Here is a 16,739-nt window from a genome sequence, read left to right as displayed (position 1 = left end):
CATGCCTATCCTTATCGCCATCCTTACAACTATCTTTTGACATGGTGACCTCGTGACGAAACAATCCACGAGATCTTCCTAGCCGACCAGATCAGCCCTCAGTGCGTGGTCGCCGGATGACGCTCACCCTATCCCGGCGATTTCGCGCAGGCCCTGATCGCGCTCGATGCGAGCGTGGACATCACCGGCAAGTCCGGCACCCGGACTATTCCCTTTGCGCAATTGCACAAGGCGCCTGGCAACACGCCGCAGCTCGAGACCACGCTCGAGCCGGGTGAACTGATCTCCGGTTTCACCATCCCCGGCCGCTGGCCGCGCTCGGCCTATCTCAAGGTGCGGGACCGCCAGTCCTACGAATTCGCTTTGGCATCGGCTGCGATCGCGCTCGATGTTCAGGACGGCACGGTGCGAGATGCGCGCATCGCACTTGGCGGTGTCGCAACGCTGCCATGGCGGGCGCGCGACGCCGAAGCTGAGCTCAAAGGCCAGAAGTTCGACGATGCACTGGCAGAACGAGTGGCTGAAATCGCCTTCGAAGGCGCATCCGCGCGTAGCCATAATGAATTCAAGATCGAGCTCGGCAAGCGCGTCGTCGCCCGCGCGCTGCATCAGGCCATGACCATGGAGATCTGACGATGACGACAGCCGCTCCTGCTCCCAAGGCCAATATGGGCCAGCCGATCCCGCGCTATGATGCCGTCGCTAAGGTGACCGGGACGGCGCAATATGCTGCCGACATGCCACTGCGCGATCCGGCCTATGCCTATCTCGTCACCAGCGCGATCGCGAAGGGCCGTGTCGACAACTTCGACCTGTCCGAAGCGCAGAAGGTGCGCGGCGTTGTCGATATCGTGACGCATGAGAATGCGGAGCACCTCGAGCCCGCAAAGTTCTTTAGCAATGGCGGCTATGCGTCCACGACCAATCAGCCGCTGCGATCTCCTGACATTGCCGAGGAGGGCCAGATCATCGCGGTCGTGCTCGCGGATACCTATGAGGCGGCGCGCGAGGCTGCGCATCGGGTCAAGGTGAGCTATACGGCGGCGACGCCGACTGCGAGCTTTCATTCGCCCGGCACGGTCGCGGCCCGCGCCAAGGGCCAGCTTGCGATGTTCAAGGACGACCCGAAGGTCGGCGATTTCGACAAGGCGTTCGAGGAGGCGGAGGTGCAGATTTCCGCCGAGTATGAAACGCCGCCGCAGCACCACAATCCGATGGAGCTGTTCGCCACCAGCGTCGCCTGGAATGGCGACAGCCTGACCATCTACGAACCAAGCCAGTTCGTCCACGGCCTGAAGAACGGAGTTGCCACCCAGCTCGGCATTGATCCGGACCGGGTGCATGTGGTCAATCCCTATGTCGGCGGCGCCTTCGGCTCGAAGGGCTCGATGACCCCGCGCACCGCGATCATGGCAAGCATTTCCCGTCGCCTGCGCCGCCCGGTGAAGCTCGTCGCCACGCGCGACCAGGGCTTCAACGTCTCGACCTACCGCGCCGAGACGCGCCATCGCGTCGAACTCGGCGCGACGAGCGACGGCAAGCTGACGGCGTTGCGGCACGAGGGCTGGGAAATTTCATCGCGCGCGGACGCCTATTGCGTCGGCGGCACCAAGACCACGACACGGCTCTATGACTGCCCGAATGTCGACAGCCTGGTCTGGATCGTGCGTGCCGACCGCAACACGCCGGGCTTCATGCGCTCGCCGCCGGAAGTGCCCTACCTCTTCGCGCTGGAAAGCGCGATGGACGAATTGGCGTATCAGTTGAAGATGGACCCGATCGAGCTGCGGCGCGTCAACGACACGAACCGGGAGCCGATCGGCGGCAAGCCTTACACGTCTCGCTCGCTGATGGCCTGTTTCGATGAGGGGGCCAAGGCGTTCGGCTGGGCGGAGCGCAACCGCGAGCCCCGATCGATGGCGGACGGCGAGTGGCTGATCGGCTATGGCTGCGCCACCACCTGCTATCCGACCCAGATGGCGCCGGCCGCGGCCCGCGTGCGGCTGCGGCGCGATGGGCGCGTGCGCGTCGAGATCGCCGGTCACGAGATCGGCAATGGCGCCTACACCGTCATCGCGCAGGCGGCCGCCACGAGGCTCGAGGTTCCCGTCGAGAAGGTCACCGTCGTGATCGGCGACAGCGACTTGCCGCCGGCGCCGGTGGCCGGCGGCTCGAACTCGACCGCGAGCACCTGCTCCACCGTGATGATGGTGTGCGACCAGGTCAGGCAGCGGCTGCTCAAGGCCCTGATGCCGAACGAAGGGCAGACCGTCGGCCAGACGCCGTCAGGCGGAGCCTCGCGCAGTGACCAGCGGCTCGATCTCGATCGTGAGGCAGCGTTCGACGCGCTCGGCGTCAGCGTGATCGAGGAGTATGGCGAGTGGAAACCCGACGGCGCGCCGGCGGACTCATTCCGCGCCATGCATAACGGCCAGGTGCGCATGGTCGGCGGCCCGGAGTTCGGCGGCAGGATCGCCTACGCTTTCGGCGCCGACTTCGTCGAGGTGCGCGTCAACCGCTTCACGCATGAGATCCGGGTGCCGCGCGTGCTCGGCGCCTTTGCCGCCGGCCACATCATGAACCCGCGCACCGCGCGCAGCCAGCTGATGGGCGGCCTGATCTGGGGCGTGGCCTCCGCGCTGCATGAGGCGACCGAGCTCGACGAGCGCTATGCGCGCTACGTCAATGACAATCTCGCCGACTATCTCGTGCCGGTGAACGCCGATATTCCTGACGTTGAGGTGATCCTGCTCTCGGAGGAGGACACGCAGATCAATCCGGCCGGCGTGAAGGGGCTTGGCGAGCTCGGCAATGTCGGCACCAACGCGGCCGTCTGCAACGCGATCTTTCACGCCACCGGTCAGCGCATCCGGAGATTGCCGGTGCGTTTGGAAAAGATCGAGGTATAGCGCGTCGAAAAAGAGCTAGGGAAATCGCCTGCCTTGCGTTAGAGACGTGCCGCCCTACGTAAAGAAGGTAGTTGCGATGCGCTCCAGCCGACGTACCATCGTCAAGACCATCGCTGCCGTCGCGGCCGCGATCTCCGTTCCCGCCATGTCGAAGATGGCATTGGCCCAACCAGCAGGAAAGACCGTGACGACACCTTCAGGACTGCAGATCATCGATACCAAGGAGGGCACCGGTGCTTTCCCGAAACCCGGCCAGATTTGCGTCATGCACTACACCGGCTGGCTCTACGAGAACGGCCAGAAGGGCAAGAAATTCGACTCGTCGGTGGATCGCAACGAGCCGTTCGAATTTCCGATCGGCCAGCGCAAGGTAATCACCGGCTGGGACGAGGGCGTCGCCACGATGAAGGTCGGCGGCAAGCGCACCCTCATCATCCCGCCCAATCTGGGCTACGGCGCGCGCGGCGCCGGCGGCGTGATCCCGCCGAATGCAACGCTGATGTTCGACGTCGAATTGCTGGCCGTGAAGTAGAGGCCCAGCTCTCGCTCTCCGTCATGCCCGGGCTTGTCCCGGGCATCCACGTCTTGGCCGGTCGCCCGAAAGCGCGTGGATGGCCGGGACCCGGCTACGCCGAGGCTTCGCCGGGCACTCCAGTGTCAGTCCGGCGAAGCGATAGCGAAGACGGGCAAGCCCGGCCATGACGAGCTGTTTCATCTGGCCTATGACCGCGAGTTTCTATAGCGTTACCGCGATAGTCTTTTGAAGGCAGCAGAGATGAGCGGCACCCACGACCACTCGCATTCCCACGATCACGACGAACGCTGGAAGCATGACGGCGTTCGCGTCATTCCCGGCAACCAGCTCGATCCGAACGTGCCGTCGACAGCCGGCATGGACCGCAAGGCCGCGATCAACTTTGCCCGCGTCGGCGCGCAAAAACTCTGGGCCGGCACCGTCACCATCAAGCCCGACGCCAAGACCGGCGCGCACCATCACGGCCATCTCGAAAGCATCATCTATGTCGTGAAAGGCAAGGCGCGGATGCGCTGGGGTGAACACCTGCAATTCACGGCGGAAGCCGGCCCCGGCGATTTCATCTTCGTGCCGCCCTATGTGCCGCATCAGGAGATCAACGCCAGCCCGGACGAAGTGCTCGAATGCGTGCTGGTCCGCAGCGACGGCGAGGCGGTCGCGATCAACCTCGACATCGAGCCGGTGGAGAAGCCGGAGACGGTGCTGTGGGTCGATCCGGTGCACCGGCATCCGGATGAGAAGAAGTGACGGAGCGGTACTCTAGAATTGCCGCGATCGATACTGCTCGTACTCCCGCCGGCACGCTTTGCTGAACCCATGCAGGAGGTCGATGGTGTGGTCTTTGACCATGCCTCGCATCTCGACGAAGCTCTTGTCCGGCTCGGCATAGGTATCGAGGATTCTCTGCGCAACCCGTTCGGCCTCGTCAACGATCTCGGTGGATGACAACACCCGCATCCGCGAGATCTTGGCATAAAGCCCGACCAGATCCGGAACGTCGGGATTCTCATGCTGGAGCGCGTCGATGTAGCATTTTGACGCGATCTCGATGAATTCGCGATAGATGTCCTGCCGGCGCAGATTTTCGCCGGCAGACCATTGCGATTGCACCATGGCGCGCTGGGTGAACCAGGCGGCCGTTGCCGACGTCAGGCCTCCGATGGCGGCACCGGCGAGTGCCGCAAAACCCGAGATCAGCGATGCATCGATCATTCGACGATCATAGCTGGGCGGCGTGGTTTGAAAAGTCCAGCCTATCATTGCTGACGGCTCGGTCGGCTCAAGAAGTCCAGGAGGCGCTGATCTTCGGCGCCGCGGCGGGGCCAGTGTCAAGCCCGGTCTTCCAATGCAGGCATTTGGTGGTTCGCCCAATCCCGGGATTGAAGGCATTGCAGGGGTCGAGCGCCTTGTAGTGTTCTAGCAGCGCAGGCTTTGCGTGATAGAGATGGCCGACATTGTGCTCGGCCGGATATTCGGCGCCGCGCTGATCGAGCAGTTTCCACATCTGCTCCTCGATCGCCGGACAATCATGTCCTTTCGCCACGATGTAGTCCTGGTGGAAGACGTGGCAGAAGAAGTGGCCGTAATAGAGCTTGTGCAGAAGCTTTGCGTCGATGTCGGGCAGCAGGCTTTCACACCACTGCTCGTCGTTGCGGCGGAGCGCGACATCCAGGGCAACGATGTCCTCGACCTCGCGGCCGTGGACGGCGCGATAACGCACCGCAGCGCCTGCGGCGGCGAAGCGGTGGAGCATCGCCTTGGCGCCCTCGTCGTCGGTACAGGTGAAGAAGTCGCCGTTCTCTGAGGGAAAGATCGATTTCAAATATTGAGCCGCTTCCTCGATGCCGTCATCACCCATTTGCAGGATCAGGTGATGCTCGAAGCGATCGCGATACTCCATCATCCGTTTCGGCAGGTGACGCGGAAACAGCGAGCTTGCGAATTGCATGATGCGGTCGCTGAGGTGGCTCGGCAGGCAGGACAGGCGTTCGCAGATGCCGTCAAAGCGTCCCTTGATCGCGAACAGCAGCGGTAGCCAAGCGGTGCCGAGATAGTGGATCGCGAGAAAAGTATCCTTGCCGTATTTTTCCGCGATATCGAAGGCTGTGCGGTGCAGATATTCGCCGGAAATCGGCAGCGAGTTGAAGTTGGCCAGGATGTGCCGGCGGATCGTCTCGAGTTCGGAAGGATCGTTGGAGCCAATATAGAAGGCGCCGGTTCGCGCGGTCTTGGCGAAGGTATCGAGCCGCACCGCCATCAGCATCACCTTGCCGGCGCTGCCCGATGCCTCGAACAGCCGGTGCGGATCGGCATTGAAGCGAGCAGCGGTCGGCGCCTCGATGTCGCGGACATGCGTCGCATAATCATGGTCGGACGCCAGCCGGTTCGGATCGTTTGCGACGTCGGCTTCCGTGAAGGCTCCCTTCTCCAGCCTTTCCAGCATCGCCTCGGGATCATTGCCGAGATCGATGCCGAGATGGTTGACGAGATGAACGTCGCCGGCCTCATCCAGCCGGGCGAACAGGGCGAGCTGCGTGAAGGCAGGGCCGCGGTGGATCAGCGCGCCGCCTGAATTGTTGCAGATACCGCCGAACACGGAGGCACCGATGCAGGACGAGCCGATCACGGAATGAGGGTCCCGTCCCAGCGGCCGCAACCGGTCCTCGAGCTGGTAGAGCGTCGTACCGGGCATGCACACCACCTGCTTGCCTTCGTTGACAAGATGGATGCCGGTGATCCGCATGGTGTTGATCAGCACGATGCCGCGGTCATAGTCGTCGCCGTCGGGCGTCGAGCCACCGGTAAGGCCGGTATTGGCGGCCTGCATGATCACGATCTTGTTCGCGGCCGCGCAGGCCTTCAACACCCGCCACTGCTCCACGAGGGTGCCGGGACGGACCACCGCGACTACAGAACCATGTCCGAAACGGAAGCCCGTGCAGAATCTGCGGGTGCTCTCCATGCCGGTCAGCACATGGGATCTTCCGACGATACCGGAAAGACGCTTAAGGAGGGCGGCGTCATCCGTGACGCTCGTGCGGCCATCATTGATCGAGCCGGGTGACAGACGAACAGCAGGCTCCATGGCGAAGGGCTCCGACTATTTCAACACAGCCGTGGTCGTCTATTCGTAAGGCTGACTTCTCAGGAATGTCAAAAGCCAAGGGCCGGATTTTGCAACCTTGACGCAGGCGTGATGCAAGATCACCGTGCGAATAGACAAGTCATGATAACTCAAAGACGCCATGCGCTCTCCCGTCATTCCGGGGCTCGCGAAGCGAGAGCCCGGAATCTCGCGCCACAGCGTCGGAAGAGAGAGTCCTGAATAACAATTGCCCCGTCATTGCGAGGAGCCAACGGGTCCCGCCTCTGGCGGGCCCGATGACAGGCTCCGCGACGAAGCAATCCATGCCTCCGCAAGTGGTGAGATGGATTGCTTCGCTTGCGCTCGGAATGACGGTGAGCTTGAAGCTCACGCAAACACGCGGTGGTCAATCGTCCCGTTCGGCACCACGTAGCCGTAGCGCATGTTCGACGGCTCCACGCCGGCCTTCTCGTACTCGGATCGCATCATCGCGAAGCGGTCGCCCTTCAATTCCAGCATCGCGCGCTTGGGCTGGATGTCGTAGAGCCGCGCATTGTTGTCGCCGAAGATCGCGCGCTTCACCGGTCCGTCCGCGGGCCCGAGCGGCGGATAGCCGAAGTTCTTCTGCATCACCTCGGGGATCTCGAGTCGTCTCAAGCCCTCGATCTGCCATTGCGGTGCGCCGGTCCAGAGCGAGTCCGAGCCCCAGCAGACATGGTCGACGCCGAGTCCCTTGATCAGCGTACCCATGAGCGCGGCGCAGACATTCGGCTCCGCCACCAGCGTGGTGGCAAACAACTGTCCGACATCGCCATAGACATTGTTGACGCCATACTGCGCGGGGATGTCGGCGAGGTCGCTGGTCCAGGCGATGCGGCCGGTGCGCTCGAATTCGGCGAGCGCCACCTTGGGGTCGCCGCCGACATGGCGATAGGCGGAGTGATAGATGATGAAGTTGAGCTGCGGCCAGTCTTTCGCGGCTTGCCCGACATCGGCGACGTCGGCGAAGCCGCGCAGGTTCGGATATTGCTTCTCGATACCCGGCGGGAACAGTCCCTTGTGCACGCAGACATTCTTGATGCCCGCCTTCAACATCTTCTCGTAACCCTTGTAGGCGACCTTCTCGTCGTCCATCCGCCACGGATAGCGGCTGATCTCCTTGTGGGTGTTGTCGCCGATCGTGTAGCCCTTGCAGGACTCCGGCTTCAGCGCCAGCGCCGCATCGAGCTTGTCGAGCCAGCCGGGCTGGCCGGGCGTGAAGATCGCGTGACAGAACACCCGACGCGAGCCGGCCTCGTCGTTGATCTTCTTGCGCGCGTCCGCCATCTGCTCGTTGGTCAGGAACCAGTCCTGCTCGATGTCCGATGGCGCCGACGAGATCAGCGCGATCTTGGTGTCGGAATCGAGAAACATCTCCTTCTTGTAGTTGTTGAACTTCAGATCCTCGATGGTCTGCTCGTGGTCGCTGAGCTGCTTGTTCCAGCCGGCCTTGCCGACCGCCTTGCGCATCTCGACAAAGCCCATGATGCGGGTGTCGTCACGCAGGAAATGCGTGTGCATGTCCATGATGAACTGGTCTTTCAGCGCGTCCGCGCGTTCCTGCGCCATCGCCGGCGTCGCGGCTTCGGCCCTGCTCACCGCGAACAGCGGTCCATAGACCTCGTTCATCGCCACGAAGGAGGCCGCCATGCCCGCTGCGGTCTGGAAGAATCTCCGGCGGTCCATGCCTTGCTTGATGCCGATCTCATCGGCCATCGCGAGCAGCCGCGCCTCGACCTCGCGCTGCCGTTCGTTCTGCGGGTCGGGATAGAATTCGTCGCTGGAGACGATCTGGGTCGGGATCGGTGTCGGATATTGGCAAAGTTCCGACGGCATCAAAGCTGCAAGTTCTTCTTCGGTGAGATTGCTGCTCATGAAGTGCTCCCTGATTGCGCCGGGTTTTCTCCGGTCTGGCGGCGGCAAAGACTAGGCTCAGTTTTGCAAAGCGTCCGCGACTTCTTCCCGCGGCAATGTTCACAAACGCGTGCGTCGAGTTTTGCAACGCGTGCGTACAGCGCGATTATCTTCAGCTCTCTCGCAACGCCGCGCCAACGCTGCTAAAGTCGTGAGCAACGATCGGACGGAGAATCCGAAACCACCGGGGAGACAAGCGATGGCGCGTTCCGAACACAGGGTCCCACGGCGCACGGTCATCAAGGGCATCGGCGCCGGTATGGCCGTCGGCACAATCGGCGCGTCGCCGCTGCGGGCCGAGACGCCGGTTCCGCCGCAAGGCGAAGAGATCTGGAGCAGCGAATACTGGGCGAAGAAGGGCGATGTTCCGCTCTGGATGTACCGCAAGCGGATCGGCGCCCCGAAGGCCGGGGAGCCGTCGCGGCCAGTGGTGTTCTTCGTTCACGGCTCGTCGGTGACTTCGCGCGTGTTCGACGTCAGCGTGCCCGGCAAGGGCGAATACTCCGTGATGAATGAATTCGCCCGCTATGGTTTCGACTGCTGGACCATGGATCACGAGAATTACGGCAAGTCGGGTCGCACCTCGGGCAATTCCGATATCGCCAGCGGCGTCGAGGACCTGAAAGCCGCCGTCGAGGTCATCGCCGGTGCGACCGGCCGGCAGAAATACCATTTCATCGGCGAGTCCTCGGGCGCGCTGCGCGCCGGCGCCTACGCCATGGCCGCGCCCGAGCGCATCGATCGGCTGGTGTTTGCGGCCTTCACCTACAAGGGCGAGGGATCGCCGACGCTGACAAAGCGCGCCGAACAGCTCGACTATTTCCGCTCGCACAATATGCGCAAGCGCGACCGCGACATGATCCGCTCGATCGCGACCCGCGACAAGCCCGGCACCTCGGACCCCGCGGTGATGGAAGCGCTCGCGGATGCGGAATTGCAGTTCGGCGACCAGATCCCGACCGGCACCTATCTCGACATGACCGCCAACCTGCCGGTGGTGCATCCGGAAAAGGTGCTGGCGCCGGTGCTGCTGGTCCGCGGCGAATATGACGGCATTGCGACCGTCGCCGATCTCGAAGAATTCTTCAACCGGCTGCCGAACGGCGATCGCCAGTTCGTCATCCTCCCCGGGACCGCTCATTCGGTGGTGCTCGCGATCAACCGGCAGTTATTCTGGCATGTGACGCGCTCGTTCCTGACCATGCCGACGCCGATCGCGACGTAATGACGCGACTTTCTCCACCGTCATTGCGAGGAGCGCAGCGACGAAGCAATCCATGTCTTCGCAGGTGGCGAAATGGATTGCTTCGCTGCGCTCGCAATGACGGGTGGGGTTCCTGCCGCAAAAAATTTTGCACCCCCCTTGTCGGACTCCCGCCCGCCCATCCGTCCTTGGGCCGAACCCCATGCAAAGGAGCCCTTGATGTCCAAAATGATCTTCGTGAACCTGCCGGTCAGCGACCTCACCCGCGCGACCGCCTTCTACCAGGCGATCGGCGCCGCCAAGAATCCGCAGTTCTCCGACGATACCGCCTCCTGCATGGTGTTCTCCGACACCATTCACGTCATGCTGCTCACACATGACAAATTTCGGCAGTTCACGCCGAAGAAGATCGCTGACGCAAAAACGTCGAGCGAGGTCCTGATCTGCCTTTCCGCCGACGGCCGCGACGCCGTCGACGACATGGTTGGCAAGGCCACCGGCGCCGGCGGCAGTGCCGACCCCGGGCCGAAGCAGGATTTCGGCTTCATGTACGGCCGCAGCTTCGAAGATCCGGACGGCCACATCTGGGAAGTGATGTGGATGGATCTCGAAGCGGCCGCCAAAGCCGCGACCGCTGGCGCTTGATCGTCGATCGCGTAGAGGAGTTTCTCATGTCCAAGATTACCCCTTGCCTGTGGTTCGACGGCGAAGCCGAGGAAGCCGCCAAGCTCTACGTTTCGCTGTTGCCGGATTCCCGGATCGAGACGGTCCAGAAGAACATCATCGATGGTCCCGCCGGCAAAGCGGGTACAGTGCTGTTGGTGGAGTTCACATTGGCTGGTCAGCGCTTCATGGCGCTGAACGGCGGGATGAAAATGGAATACACCTACGCTGCCTCGTTTGTGATCGACTGCGCGGACCAGGCCGAGGTCGATCGGCTCTGGGACGCACTGCTCGCCAATGGCGGCAAGGCCGAGCAATGCGGCTGGCTCAGGGACCGCTTCGGCGTTCCCTGGCAGATCGTGCCGAGCGTCCTACCCAAATATCTTGGCGGCCCGGACAAGGCCGGCGCAGCGCGCGCGATGCAAGCCATGCTCGGCATGGTCAAGCTGGACATCGAAGGCTTGCGCCGCGCGTATGAGGGGAAGTCAGCGCCATAATCCGCGCAGATGCGTAGGGTGGGCAAAGCGCAGCGTGCCCACCTTTCTTGCACCGAACGTGGATGGTGGGCACGCTTCGCTTTGCCCACCCTACGCGTCTGAGTCCTACAACGCCGTTTCCTGGTGACGATCGGCGCGAAATACGTTCAATGCGATGGACAGAAGAATCGGCGGCGCTCACAATTGACATCCTTGCTGCACCACGATCGCCGAAGACATCGTGCCAAAATCACCTTCCATTTCGTCCGCGCGCACCGTTCTCACTGCGCTCATCATCTTCATCGTCGCGCATCTGTTGCTCCTGATCGGCGTCAGCGCGCCGGAAAAATTCTACTTCGACGAGGTGCATTACGTGCCGGCGGCGCGGCAAATGCTGGAGCCGGTGATACGAGAGCCGATGCTCAACCCGATGCATCCGCCGCTCGCCAAGCAGTTCATCGCGCTGTCGATCAGGACGTTCGGGGACAATCCGTTCGGTTGGCGCTATCCCGCCGCACTGTTCGGAGCGCTGGTGCTGGTTGGGGTCTATCTCGGCGGACTGGCCCTGTTCGCCCGGCAGTCGTCGGCGATCGCCGCAACGCTGCTCGCCGCATTCAACCAGATGCTGTTCGTGCAGTCGCGGATCGCGATGCTGGATATTTTCGCGCTCGCCTTCGGCCTGTTCGCGATTGCGGCGTTCGCCCACGGCTTCAGGCAGGCTCGGCCGCAGCTCTACTTTGCGCTTGCCGGGATCGCATCCGGCCTCTCTGCCGCCTGCAAATGGAGCGGCCTGTTCGTGCTAGCGACCTGCATCGCCATCGTCGCCGTAATTCGGCTGATGCAAGGCTCGCGCACGCGGTTCGCCGATCCCAAGCCGGAGGACTGGTACCAGCCCGACCTCTGGCCCGATTTTCGTCCCCATCACTTTGCCGCATGCTTCGCGCTGCTGCCCGCGATCGTCTATCTCGCGAGCTTTGTTCCGCTGTACGGATTTTCGTTTCCCGATATCCTGGAGGCGCAACGCCGCATCTTTGCCGACAACACTACGACCGCGATCGCCGGCCACACCTATATGAGCTCTTGGCCGTCCTGGCCGTTCCTGGTGCGTCCGGTCTGGTATCTCTTCGACAAGCTCGGCGACAACAGCATCGCCGCGGTGGTCCTCCTCGGCAATCCCCTGATTCTGTGGCCGGCGCTGGCCGCGCTCACCGTAGCCTTGCGCGACTGGATCGTGGTGCGGCGGGCGGACGCGTTCCTGGTGCTCGCGTTCTATTTTGGTCCCTATCTCGCCTGGGCATTGCTGCCGCGCACGCTCGGCTTCATCTATTACTACCTGCCGGCCGCGACCACCGCGAGTTTTGCCCTGGTCTACGCGCTGACCCGCGCCGGCACTCCGCGCTGGCTGTTATGGGCCTTCGTCGCCATCGGTGCGCTGGGCTTTGCGGTCATGCTGCCGATCTCGGCGGCCTTCATCGGCACCTCGACGGCGGCCTTCAATCACCTGATGCTGTTCCGAAGCTGGATCTGAGATGTCGCGGCAGGCTTGACGGGCCGTAACGGCTCATGGATTTTTGCATGCAAAGGTAGGTCCATCGATTTGCGTCAAGGGCAGTGGAACGACCATCATGCTGGAGCGTCTCTTCGATTCGTCAACGCTTTCCCCGCACGGAATGTGCCTGCTGTGCGAGCCTGGGCTGATCTGGCTCCACGTCATCTCCGACGCGGTGATTGCGGCGGCCTACTTCTCCATCCCCATAGCGCTGGTCATCTTCGTGTCGAAGCGGCGCGACGTCGCGTTCGGCTGGGTCTTCTGGGCTTTTGCGCTTTTCATCCTGTTCTGCGGCTTCACCCATGTGCTGTCGATCGTCACGCTCTGGGTGCCGATCTACGGCATCGAGGGCATCGCCAAATTGTTGACGGCCGCCGCCTCCATCGTCACCGCCGCCATGCTGTGGCCGCTGCTGCCGAAGCTCTTGGCGCTGCCCTCGCCGTCGCAGCTCCGCGAGGCCGAGGACTTGCTGCGACAGTCGCAGCAGGTGACCGGCGGCGTGGCGCACGATTTCAACAATCTGTTGACGGTCATCAGCGGCAACCTCGAAATCGCCGCGCGCAGCGTACAATCGGACGGCGGCGCCAAGCGCGACCGGCTGGCGCGCGTGATCGGCAATGCCTCCAACAGTGCACAGCGGGCGGCGGTGTTGACGCAGCAACTCCTCACCCATGCGCGGGGCGAGCCGCCCGATCTCAAGCCCGCCTACCAGCCGCCTCTTCCAACCGCCGTCCCCGTCAAGGAGGACGTCGTCCCGGTCGTCGGCAGCGCCGGCAATGAGACGATCCTGGTGGTCGAGGACGAGGCCAGCGTGAGGTCCTTCCTCGTGGAGACCCTGCAGGACCTCAACTACAAAGTCCGCGAGGCCGCCGATGGCTCGGCCGCGCTGGCGCTGTTCAAGGGCGGGCGGTTCCATGTCGACCTGCTGCTCACCGACATCATCATGCCCGGCCTGAATGGCCGCGAATTGGCCGATGAACTGCACCGTATCCAGCCTGACCTGAAGGTGCTGTTCATGACCGGCTATGCGGGCAACGCCGTCGGCGGCGAGGATCGGCCCGACGACGACGTATCGCTGTTGCAGAAGCCGCTGACGCAGACCGTGCTCGCGGCAAGGATCAGGGAAATGCTCGACAAGCCCGTGACGTAGCCCGGATGCAGCGAAGCGTAATCCGGGTTCATCTCGCCACGCAGCGAGCATCCCCGGGTTGCGCTGCGCTTCACCCGGGCTACGGCGAATGGATTTCGAGGGCGATCTGCAGCTCGGTCGCGGCGAGCTCGGCAATCTCCTGGCTCGTAGCAAATCGGCTCACGACCGCGACCGCTGGTCGCAGTTCGCCTTTGCTTCATCCCACTGCAATACAGGAAAAATAGCTTTCCGCCGGAAACGCGGCCGCGAGCCAATGCGTGCTGTATTGGCCGGTGTCACGCCGGTTTCATTCCAAGGGAGATTTTTCCGATGCGACGATTGATCCTGGCTGCTGCGTTCTCGGCTGTTGCCTTTGCGCCTGCCTTGGCCAAGCCGGTGGCCTGCACCACGGAGAACATGGCCAAATCGACGGCCTCGATGAACACGATGCCGGAAGGGCCCGGCAAGGCGGCGATGGCCAAGAGCATCAGCAAGGCCAATAGCGAGATGAGCAAGGGCAACATGCGCGGCGCCTGCAAGCACTACCTGGAGGCCCAGGCGGCCAAGTAAACAAGACCGACCACCGAGCTTGGGCCGCGCCACCTGGCGCGGCCTTTTCCTTGCCTGCGTCCCGTGGTCGGGAATCCATGATCATCGTCTTCGCGCAAACGCTTGGCTTTGGCAGGGCGGAAATCCAGTGTCCACTTTTCCGGATCATGCACTACATTGCGGGCAATGCCCCGCCCGATTCCATCCCATCCTCTGAGCAGGATCGACGCCCGCCGCATCTGGCTGCGCGCCCAAAGGCTCGACACGCCGGTGCCGTTTGGCGATGGGCCGGCCGCCGTGGCCGCCGCGGTTGAGCATCTCGGCTATGTGCAGATCGACACCATCAACGTGATCGAGCGTGCCCACCATCACATCCTCTATAGCCGCATCCCCGACTACCGCCGCGCCGATCTCCGTCACGCCCAGAGCGTCGACAGGAGCGTGTTCGAATACTGGACCCATGCTCTCTCTTATGTGCCGGCCGGGGATCTGCGCTACTTCCTGCCGGCGATGCGGCAGCACAGGCGCGAGGGCCACAAATGGTTCAACTCGGTTACGCCCGCCGACATGCGCAAGGTGATGCGCCTGATCCGCCAGGGACCGCTCACCATCCGCGACATCGACGACGACGTGCTGGCGGAAAAGGAGCATCTCTGGCAGAGCCGCAAGCCGTCAAAGCGTGCGCTGCAGCTCGCCTTTTACACCGGTGCCCTCACGATCAGCGAGCGCAACGGCATGCTGAAGACCTACGATCTGATGGCGCGGCATTTCGGCTGGGACAAGCCGCCGAAGCCGGCCTCGGCGCGCGAGATCACCGCCTATGTGCTCGACCGCGCGCTGCGGTCGCAGGGCGTGGTCAGCCTGGATTCGATCTGCCATCTCGATGCGCCCAGCAAGAAGCCGGTGCGGCGCCTGATCGAGACCCGCCTGCGGCGAGGCGAACTGGTGCCGGTCGCGCTCGAAGGCGCCGGCAAGCAGGAGCACTGGGCGCGCCCTGAGGCACTGCAGCCGGCGGGTGAGGGCGATCCAACCCTGGTCCACATCCTCTCGCCCTTCGATCCGCTCATCATCCAGCGCAAGCGCAGCGAACTGTTCTTCGGTTACGGCCACCGTTTCGAGGCCTATGTGCCGAAGGAAAAGCGCCTGTTCGGTTATTTTGCGCTGCCGGTCCTGGTCGGCGACGAGATCGTCGCCGCCATCGACCTGAAGACCGACCGGGCGAACAAGAAGCTCCTGATGCAGAAATGGAGCTGGGTCGGCAGCGCCGCCAAGCGAGGCGCCCGCAAGGAGCTCAAGCCCCGCATCGAGGAAGAACTGCATAGATTCGAGCGCTTCCAACTCGCCAACTGAGGACGCGCAGAGCGATTGGCGCGCAATAACGGATGGATTCCGTTCGCCACTTTCTCCGCTGTCATTCCGGGATGCGCCGCAAGGCGCAGGCCCGGAATCCATTGGGCCACGTGCGCCGGCGGAGCCATGGATTCCGGGCTCGATGCTGTGCATCGCCCCGGAATGACTACGGCGAGTAGCTAACCTAACTAACTAATCCGCCCTACATGGCTCCAAGTTTCGTCTCGGGAACCCGCGGCCTCCCGGCCGGTTAGTTTATTGCAACTAATTTCAGGGAGGCATTATGGGCAAGGATAAATCAATTCTCGACAAGATCACGGACACAGTGAAGGGCGTCGCCAGCACCGCCGGCGGCGCATTGAAGCCGGACGAAGAGGCCACGAAAGCTGACGAGCGCACGGCGACCTACGTCCCGCTCGCCGCCGACGGCCTCGTTTCCGATCCGATGGTGCCGCCGATGGCAACGGCCCCGCCGCGCAAGCGGCGCGCCGCACCCAAGCCGGCGCCAGCGAGCGCAAGACGGACGGCGGCCGCGGCAAAGAAGGCCGCGAGGAAACGGTCGGCCAGCAAAGCCGGCAAGAAATCCGCCAAGAAGCGCTCGGCCAAGGCGGCCAAGAAGACCGCGAAGAAGACCAAGGCCGCAAAGAAGACTCGGAAAGCACGGCGGTAGCGGTCGGCCTCGCGCCAACTCTCCCCGTCATTCCGGGATGCGCCGCCAGGCGCAGGCCCGGAATCCATCGCGCCACATGCCCAGGTGGCGCCATGGATTCCGGGTTCGATGCTGCGCATCGCCCCGGAATGACGAGAGCGGTGGCGGCGGATTACGCTTCGCTAGTCCGCCCTACGTAGCTTGATTGGCATCGCACAACGATCCAGCGCCACGCCGAGCAAAATCCCGGCGGCATAAGCGACGATATTCCATGCCGAGAAGATGCGGCCCAGCAACAGCGCGCCGGCGGTCGTCAGCCTGAAGGCATCGAGCCACGGCGTATGCACCAGCCGAAACAATTCCACGCCCACCGCAATCGCAAGCGCGATCAAGGGCACTGTGCGCCGCGCCCATCCCGGCGCGGCAATCGCGACCAGGAAGAACACCATCGTCCCCCACAATAGCGAGCCGCCATACTTCACGACGAATGCTGGGAGCCCCACGCCGAAGCCGAACCGGCGCAGCGCCAGCCCGGCAATGGTGACCGAAAGACAAAGCAGGACGCGGACAATCATGAGCGGGCAAGCCTGGTGGGAGACGGAGCTAAAGCTCAGGTCCGCGCCCGGCGCAAGTTCGCACCCGAGGCCGTGCGCGCCGCACCCCGCGGAGATCCTTGTCACAATTCCGA

At 63.2% G+C, this 16,739-nt stretch carries 17 protein-coding genes and 1 pseudogene; 14 read left to right on the top strand and 4 right to left on the bottom strand.

The annotated features are described in order from the left end of the window. Positions 1-144: 144 nt before the first annotated feature. The 5 genes and pseudogenes from ACZIRK_RS37740 to ACZIRK_RS37720 all read left to right on the top strand — a co-directional run. A pseudogene (locus tag ACZIRK_RS37740) lies at positions 145-291 on the top strand (FAD binding domain-containing protein); the annotation flags it as partial. 42 nt (positions 292-333) lie between these two features. Then, positions 334-633, top strand: a complete 300-nt coding sequence (locus ACZIRK_RS37735) for an FAD binding domain-containing protein (protein ID WP_474419235.1) — start codon at positions 334-336, stop codon at positions 631-633. Positions 634-635: 2 nt separating this feature from the next. After that, entirely contained in the window at positions 636-2,909 is a 2,274-nt protein-coding gene (locus ACZIRK_RS37730; protein WP_474419234.1) for a xanthine dehydrogenase family protein molybdopterin-binding subunit, read from the top strand. A gap of 145 nt (positions 2,910-3,054) precedes the next feature. Then, positions 3,055-3,441, top strand: a complete 387-nt coding sequence (locus tag ACZIRK_RS37725) for an FKBP-type peptidyl-prolyl cis-trans isomerase (RefSeq protein WP_409334764.1) — start codon at positions 3,055-3,057, stop codon at positions 3,439-3,441. A 243-nt stretch (positions 3,442-3,684) separates the two neighbouring features. Beyond that, entirely contained in the window at positions 3,685-4,191 is a 507-nt protein-coding gene (locus ACZIRK_RS37720) for a cupin domain-containing protein (protein ID WP_028162586.1), read from the top strand. Positions 4,192-4,203: 12 nt separating this feature from the next. Here the strand turns inward: ACZIRK_RS37720 and ACZIRK_RS37715 are convergent, their stop codons facing one another. From ACZIRK_RS37715 to ACZIRK_RS37705, 3 genes are all read right to left on the bottom strand, one after another. Then, on the bottom strand, positions 4,204-4,656 hold the full coding sequence (locus ACZIRK_RS37715) for a hypothetical protein (protein ID WP_130224965.1): 453 nt from the start codon (positions 4,654-4,656) through the stop codon (positions 4,204-4,206). A 67-nt stretch (positions 4,657-4,723) separates the two neighbouring features. After that, the gene (dld, locus tag ACZIRK_RS37710; protein WP_474419233.1) at positions 4,724-6,529 is read right to left on the bottom strand and encodes a D-lactate dehydrogenase; all 1,806 of its coding nucleotides are present in this window, start codon (positions 6,527-6,529) and stop codon (positions 4,724-4,726) included. A 387-nt stretch (positions 6,530-6,916) separates the two neighbouring features. After that, positions 6,917-8,443: an amidohydrolase family protein gene (locus ACZIRK_RS37705; RefSeq protein WP_130224963.1), complete on the bottom strand. Its 1,527-nt coding sequence runs from the start codon at positions 8,441-8,443 to the stop codon at positions 6,917-6,919. A 238-nt stretch (positions 8,444-8,681) separates the two neighbouring features. On the opposite strand from ACZIRK_RS37705, the gene ACZIRK_RS37700 reads away from it, so the two are divergent. The 9 genes from ACZIRK_RS37700 to ACZIRK_RS37660 all read left to right on the top strand — a co-directional run bounded on the left by ACZIRK_RS37700 (position 8,682) and on the right by ACZIRK_RS37660 (position 16,072). Beyond that, positions 8,682-9,707 (top strand): alpha/beta hydrolase, encoded by a 1,026-nt coding sequence (locus tag ACZIRK_RS37700; protein ID WP_130224962.1) that lies wholly within the window; start codon positions 8,682-8,684, stop codon positions 9,705-9,707. Between the two features lie 198 nt (positions 9,708-9,905). Then, positions 9,906-10,331 (top strand): VOC family protein, encoded by a 426-nt coding sequence (locus tag ACZIRK_RS37695; protein WP_130224961.1) that lies wholly within the window; start codon positions 9,906-9,908, stop codon positions 10,329-10,331. Between the two features lie 26 nt (positions 10,332-10,357). Next, positions 10,358-10,846, top strand: a complete 489-nt coding sequence (locus ACZIRK_RS37690) for a VOC family protein (RefSeq protein WP_130224960.1) — start codon at positions 10,358-10,360, stop codon at positions 10,844-10,846. Between the two features lie 220 nt (positions 10,847-11,066). Next, entirely contained in the window at positions 11,067-12,353 is a 1,287-nt protein-coding gene (locus ACZIRK_RS37685) for a phospholipid carrier-dependent glycosyltransferase (protein WP_245474616.1), read from the top strand. A gap of 97 nt (positions 12,354-12,450) precedes the next feature. Next, positions 12,451-13,524, top strand: coding sequence for a response regulator (locus tag ACZIRK_RS37680; protein ID WP_130224958.1), 1,074 nt, complete (start codon positions 12,451-12,453; stop codon positions 13,522-13,524). A gap of 88 nt (positions 13,525-13,612) precedes the next feature. Then, complete coding sequence (locus ACZIRK_RS37675; RefSeq protein WP_130224957.1) at positions 13,613-13,846, top strand: hypothetical protein; 234 nt, start codon at positions 13,613-13,615, stop codon at positions 13,844-13,846. Next, the gene (locus ACZIRK_RS37670) at positions 13,834-14,073 is read left to right on the top strand and encodes a hypothetical protein (RefSeq protein WP_028162577.1); all 240 of its coding nucleotides are present in this window, start codon (positions 13,834-13,836) and stop codon (positions 14,071-14,073) included. Before ACZIRK_RS37675 ends, ACZIRK_RS37670 begins: the two co-directional genes overlap by 13 nt. 165 nt (positions 14,074-14,238) lie before the next feature. Further along, positions 14,239-15,402 (top strand): winged helix-turn-helix domain-containing protein, encoded by a 1,164-nt coding sequence (locus ACZIRK_RS37665; protein WP_165435120.1) that lies wholly within the window; start codon positions 14,239-14,241, stop codon positions 15,400-15,402. Positions 15,403-15,685: 283 nt separating this feature from the next. Then, the gene (locus tag ACZIRK_RS37660) at positions 15,686-16,072 is read left to right on the top strand and encodes a hypothetical protein (protein ID WP_207230985.1); all 387 of its coding nucleotides are present in this window, start codon (positions 15,686-15,688) and stop codon (positions 16,070-16,072) included. A 161-nt stretch (positions 16,073-16,233) separates the two neighbouring features. Here the strand turns inward: ACZIRK_RS37660 and ACZIRK_RS37655 are convergent, their stop codons facing one another. After that, positions 16,234-16,626, bottom strand: coding sequence for a ribosomal maturation YjgA family protein (locus ACZIRK_RS37655; RefSeq protein ID WP_130224955.1), 393 nt, complete (start codon positions 16,624-16,626; stop codon positions 16,234-16,236). Positions 16,627-16,739 lie beyond the last annotated feature (113 nt).

The organism is Bradyrhizobium sp. Leo114 (assembly GCF_055229415.2).
Note: the sequence above shows the minus strand (reverse complement) of the source record. Positions and strands in the feature narration are given on the sequence as shown.

Coding starts and splice junctions, on each gene's coding strand:
- ACZIRK_RS37730 (WP_474419234.1), top strand. CDS start 636: ATGACGACAGCCGCTCCTGCTCCCAAGGCCAATATGGGCCAGCCGATC.
- ACZIRK_RS37725 (WP_409334764.1), top strand. CDS start 3,055: ATGTCGAAGATGGCATTGGCCCAACCAGCAGGAAAGACCGTGACGACA.
- ACZIRK_RS37720 (WP_028162586.1), top strand. CDS start 3,685: ATGAGCGGCACCCACGACCACTCGCATTCCCACGATCACGACGAACGC.
- ACZIRK_RS37715 (WP_130224965.1), bottom strand. CDS start 4,656: ATGATCGATGCATCGCTGATCTCGGGTTTTGCGGCACTCGCCGGTGCC.
- dld (WP_474419233.1), bottom strand. CDS start 6,529: ATGGAGCCTGCTGTTCGTCTGTCACCCGGCTCGATCAATGATGGCCGC.
- ACZIRK_RS37705 (WP_130224963.1), bottom strand. CDS start 8,443: ATGAGCAGCAATCTCACCGAAGAAGAACTTGCAGCTTTGATGCCGTCG.
- ACZIRK_RS37700 (WP_130224962.1), top strand. CDS start 8,682: ATGGCGCGTTCCGAACACAGGGTCCCACGGCGCACGGTCATCAAGGGC.
- ACZIRK_RS37695 (WP_130224961.1), top strand. CDS start 9,906: ATGTCCAAAATGATCTTCGTGAACCTGCCGGTCAGCGACCTCACCCGC.
- ACZIRK_RS37690 (WP_130224960.1), top strand. CDS start 10,358: ATGTCCAAGATTACCCCTTGCCTGTGGTTCGACGGCGAAGCCGAGGAA.
- ACZIRK_RS37680 (WP_130224958.1), top strand. CDS start 12,451: ATGCTGGAGCGTCTCTTCGATTCGTCAACGCTTTCCCCGCACGGAATG.
- ACZIRK_RS37675 (WP_130224957.1), top strand. CDS start 13,613: ATGGATTTCGAGGGCGATCTGCAGCTCGGTCGCGGCGAGCTCGGCAAT.
- ACZIRK_RS37670 (WP_028162577.1), top strand. CDS start 13,834: ATGCGACGATTGATCCTGGCTGCTGCGTTCTCGGCTGTTGCCTTTGCG.
- ACZIRK_RS37665 (WP_165435120.1), top strand. CDS start 14,239: ATGCCCCGCCCGATTCCATCCCATCCTCTGAGCAGGATCGACGCCCGC.
- ACZIRK_RS37660 (WP_207230985.1), top strand. CDS start 15,686: ATGGGCAAGGATAAATCAATTCTCGACAAGATCACGGACACAGTGAAG.
- ACZIRK_RS37655 (WP_130224955.1), bottom strand. CDS start 16,626: ATGATTGTCCGCGTCCTGCTTTGTCTTTCGGTCACCATTGCCGGGCTG.